The 3,287-nt window shown below is 37.3% G+C and carries 3 protein-coding genes; all 3 read left to right on the plus strand.

Annotation, left to right across the window (positions count from 1 at the left end; genetic code table 11):
• Positions 1 to 227: 227 nt before the first annotated feature.
• Complete coding sequence (locus GYA49_03675; GenBank protein ID NMC36119.1) at positions 228 to 1,907, plus strand: hypothetical protein; 1,680 nt, start codon at positions 228 to 230, stop codon at positions 1,905 to 1,907.
• A 78-nt stretch (positions 1,908 to 1,985) separates the two neighbouring features.
• Positions 1,986 to 2,546, plus strand: a complete 561-nt coding sequence (locus GYA49_03680; GenBank protein ID NMC36120.1) for a hypothetical protein — start codon at positions 1,986 to 1,988, stop codon at positions 2,544 to 2,546.
• Positions 2,547 to 2,549: 3 nt separating this feature from the next.
• The coding region (locus GYA49_03685) for a hypothetical protein (protein NMC36121.1) at positions 2,550 to 3,287 on the plus strand (738 nt) is incomplete at its 3' end.

The raw sequence follows: 3,287 nt of genomic DNA on the forward strand, positions 1-3,287 counted from the left end.
GCAAAACTATTTGCCCAGCCTATAGCAGAGTAGAGGCAAGCAATTTTTCTACATATTGTTTACATATTGTTGCTTGTGCTATAATGTTATAGGATAGCTAAATTAATTTGATAAAAGTTAACATTAGCTAAATCATCTATTGTTATGGGATTACATAACCTGTCCAATATCAAGTAAAAAAGTAATTATCTGAAACCAACTATGTGTAGTTGGTTTTTTAAAAAAATATGGCACCTGTAGAAATTGATCAATTAGAACAATCACAATCATCTGTAATACAAGTTGAAGGCAAACATCCTTTACACATAGAGCAAGCTAATAAAGCTGATCGTATTTTTTTAACTCCCGAACAAAGAGTTTTAGAAAAAACAGAATATCAACCCTTATTTAGAGCGTGGTATGTAGCTTTAGAAGCTTCCAATGATTTAGATAGACAGGGTGATGCTAAGAGCGATATACTCGTAGACTTTAAAAACGAACACGGAGAAATGCAAACAGTTTTAGTTAGTAGAGAAAAAATAAGAACTTTTCAGCAGATTGGAATCGAGGATCATGTAGCAGAAAGAATGGGTCGTTTGGTAAAACAAATCACCTTACCTGACTTAGAGGGTAAACCAAGTAAACAAGATTGGCAAGAATACCAAAGACAAATGAACCAGCTGTCACAACATTTTGGAATTGAAGCAATACTTCCTTATGTTGAAGGTTCAAATAGAGCATTGCAAAGTCCTTTTTATGAAGGAGTTTTGCAAAATCAAACAGATAGACTTCCAGTTAAAGGAGGAGGGCGTGAAAATCACCTCATTCATTCAGCTGCAAGTCTTGGGATGGTAGCTGCAACCTTAGTTGAACCTGCTTCTGGTGCTTATCATATGGCGGTAGATATAGCTGGTTACAACGATCAGCAAGCGTATGAGGGAGTAGTGGGCTGGAGAGCCGCTGAAGCTCAAGGTAAAGTTCCTGGTCATGCAGCCCCAATTTTTAGTGGACATCCAGAACAGCTACCTTCTAATCCAGGCGGTGGTCTTCCTGAAACTCCAACTCCTGTACCAACCTTAGAACCAGGGACTTACTATCAGGCTCAACCAGACTCTCAAGCAGTCGTATTTGCTGAGGGGCCAGAACAAGGAACAGCAACTCCAATTAGAGATTTACAACAAGTAAAAGAAATTGAAGTATTACCTAGTGGATGGATCAAAGTACAAACTTCTGATGGATCAATCGGTTTTCTGTGGCCAGGAATAGGGGTTGAGAAAGTTTCTGTAAGTGGTTCTGATAGTACAGCACCTATTTCAAACGATGATCCTGATCAAGGTAAAGAACAACCAGAAGTCCAGGCGCCACCAAAAGACAATCTACTACCAACAAACCCAGACATTTACTCTGGTCTTGATCCAGCTTTAAAGCCACTTATTGAAAGTACAACTATATATCTTGGCACAGCAGAGCAAAAACAAGAAATTAGGAAATTACTTGTTGAAGCAGCGAGAACAGATCCAAGTATTTTTTATCAAATTTTAGCTATGGGTGATCAAATTGAGATAAATATTAAATCAGAACCTATTCATGATGATAGATCGATATTCGGACAGTATACTAAAGGAAATGGAAAACAGGTTATCGGCTTGCCGATATCTCACATGTTTCCCACCGAAACAGTACCCGTTGCCAATGAGGCCTTCTTGTTTAGTCCAGATGAGATTTGGCAGATACGAAAATGGTTTGTTTTGAAAGAGCTGTATGGGAGTCAACATGCTCCGCCTTCGGAAAATAACAATGCTTGGGAAGCATACACATGGGGAAGGCTGAAAGATGTGATGGCAGGTCGAGGTGATTTAAATGCAGTAGAAAATAGATTTCTCAGCGAAGTGGTTAATCATCAACCTGAATATTGGGGAAATCGATAAATATATTTTTAAAATTGTAATTTATGCTGACATCCTGAGAACTTGTTAAGATTTGCTTTTTATGCTTCAATGTAATTAATGGTTATTTCTACAAAAACATTTTTGCTTCCAGCTGTGACAGTTTTGTTGCTTTTTATTGTATGCTTGGCTTCTTTTTTAGTAATTTTAAATAACAAATATCCCTTAGGGTTTAGGTGGCATGATTACTTTTTCCTTATCCAGGAGCGTAGCCCGAATGAGCCCCTATCAATAGCAAATTGGCAAGTAAGCCAAATATATGAAGAAACAGGGGATGATGATCAAGTTGATTATTATTATTTTATTGGCCAGGTCAAACAAATAATTAATAATCAATCAAATACTGTATTAGTTTTAGAAGTAGATGATGATCAGTACGAAAATAGTGAAATAAAAATTTCTGTTCTCCCTTTAAATACTAATGTGGAGAAAGTTTTACTTAAAACCAGATACCTTAGTAACAAGGAATTGATCATCCGTAGGCAGAAAAAAACAGGAATAAGTAAATTAAAACTAGATCAAAAGATACTTGTTTTGGTACTTCCAGATACTAAATCGATCGGAAAAGACGTTGACTTTATTTCTGGAACAGCCAAAGCTAAAATAATTCTGACCAAATAAATTATGTTGTTTTTACACAAACTAATTATTACTGTTTTATTTATAACCTTTACATATACCATCCTAGCAATGCCCAGTTATGCAGGTTGGTGTGGGACGTATGGAATTGTATGTGAGGGTGAAGGTAGTGGTGGTAGTTGTTTCCTTCCCCAAACCCAAATCCTTTTACCTGATGGAGAGACTAAAAGCATTGAAGATTTCAAGGTTGGGGAAGAAGTAATGAGCCAGAATTCGGAAAGTGGAAAGGTTGAGGTTGCCAAAGTAACTCAAGTATTTCGCCATGAAGGAGACCAAGTAGCGGATGAGTATCTAATTGTTAAGACAAACAATGGAAAAGAGTTAAAAGTAACTCCAAATCATCCAGTGTTTCTGAAAAAGATATCAATTTTTGATACCTTATTTGTAAAAAATAAAAGTAATGGAGAATGGAGAGAAATTGGAGAAGCCAAAGTAGGAGATGAATTGTGGGATGTTATTGATGGTTGGATAACTATTAGCTCCATTGAATTGGTTAATAAAACTGTACCAGTTTACAATTTGGAAGTAGCTAATACTCATACTTATTTTGCTGAAGGACTACTGGTACACAATAAACCGCCGGGTAGCGGTAGCGGTGGTAGTTGTTGTGAGGTTTTTGGAGATCCAGCTATTTGCGGTCAGCCATGTGGTGGCGGCGGTCAAGAAGTACGGAAGTGGAAACTCGTCTATGATGACCCTCCGGAAATGACAGCCTATCCAGGC

The organism is Candidatus Beckwithbacteria bacterium (genome assembly GCA_012797845.1).
Taxonomy (GTDB): Bacteria; Patescibacteriota; Microgenomatia; order UBA1400; family UBA1449; genus JAAZOH01.

Bases quoted from the DNA above. Each gene is read 5' to 3' on its own strand.
- GYA49_03675 (NMC36119.1), top strand. From the start codon at position 228: ATGGCACCTGTAGAAATTGATCAATTAGAACAATCACAATCATCTGTA.
- GYA49_03680 (NMC36120.1), top strand. From the start codon at position 1,986: ATGGTTATTTCTACAAAAACATTTTTGCTTCCAGCTGTGACAGTTTTG.